Source organism: Corynebacterium sp. p3-SID1194 (assembly GCF_025144155.1).
Classification (GTDB): domain Bacteria; phylum Actinomycetota; class Actinomycetes; order Mycobacteriales; family Mycobacteriaceae; genus Corynebacterium.
In genome coordinates this window covers 1-1,250 of record NZ_JALXWY010000041.1, presented here as the reverse complement: position 1 = coordinate 1,250, position 1,250 = coordinate 1, and the positions used below count along the sequence as shown (strand labels likewise).

The 1,250-nt window shown below is 60.6% G+C and carries 2 protein-coding genes; one reads left to right on the top strand and one right to left on the bottom strand.

Features of this window, described 5'->3' with window-relative positions; genetic code table 11:
• Positions 1–972, top strand: a 972-nt coding sequence (locus M3G19_RS11785) for an HNH endonuclease signature motif containing protein (RefSeq protein WP_259902791.1), incomplete at its 5' end; no start/stop codon positions are given.
• A 96-nt stretch (positions 973–1,068) separates the two neighbouring features.
• Here M3G19_RS11785 and M3G19_RS11780 read toward each other — a convergent pair.
• A partial coding sequence (locus tag M3G19_RS11780; RefSeq protein WP_259902790.1) for a hypothetical protein occupies positions 1,069–1,250 on the bottom strand: 182 nt, incomplete at its 5' end.

Genomic DNA, 1,250 nt, shown 5'->3' with positions numbered 1-1,250 from the left:
ACCACGTATATCGAGTGGGAAAAAGCCCACGAGACCTACTTCGGCACGACCCGCTCCCCCCGCAAGCAAGCCCACGCAGTACGCATCGCCCGCGAAACCGGTAAATCACTCGACCAGATCCTGTTCATCGAACAACAAGTCCGCCCGTTGGGTACAGAGAAGGAGAAGTGGAAGATCCGCCTCGCCTTGTTGTCGGTGCGTGGGAACTACGAGACGTTGAAACGCCGCGCCAAGGACATCGTTCCTGAGGTGGATACACCTGCCCCTGAGTCGGCGGTGCGGTTCGGCAAGGAGCGGAAAGGCAAGCGCACCTTCAGTGCCACCGGTGATGCGCGGGATATCGCAGCACTTGAGTACGCGCTGCGCCAAAAACTCGACGCCAACCGTCCCGAGGGCCCTCAGATGTACGAGGCATTCCACGACCTACTCCACAACGATGGGGCTGTTGCTGATGCTGTCCCACGCCCGCTGGTGCAGATCCCGCTGGCGGATTACATCTCGATCCTCGGCGGCCAAGGCGATGACACCATCCTAGGGTTGTCGGACGGCACCACGATGACTGGTGCGGAGTACCTGACTCGGTTCCACGGGTCCGACTTGGAAGTCGCACTCTTCCACCCGCAGGCAGGGCCGGTGAACCTGTACAGCACGAAACGGTTCGCCAATAAGAAACAACGCGACCTTGCCCGGGCAACACTGACGACGTGTCCGGTGCCGGATTGCCGGCATGCTGCTGATAACTGCGAGGTCCACCACATCGAACCCTGGGCCCGCGGTGGGCCAACGAATATGAGTAACCTGTCGGTGTTGTGCAGGTATCACAACCGCACCAACGACGATGACCCCGGCAGACACAACAGGGGTCGAATACAGGTGCGCGATGGGACACCAACATGGGTCTCACCGCGCGGAACACCAGTACCGAACAGCACACACCAATACGGTGCCATGCACCTGTTGTTCGGGAAATAGCGAAAAGGCCGCAGACAAGATCTGACCACGCTCATCGCGTGAATCAGGCATGTCCACGGCCAGTTCGGCGCGCCCTAGTACGTGGGCAAAGTGGGATTAAAGCTGCGCGGGTGCGGCCTCAGTAGGCTCACCCGGCTCGACGACGTCCGGCTCGCCAGCGTCGGTGACTGCTGCATCGGTCGCAGCGACGTCAGTAAATACGCTTTCGAAGCCCTGCATGACGGTGCGACTGCGGCACCCTTTCATCGCCGATTCGACTTTTCCATCGGCCCCGTTGA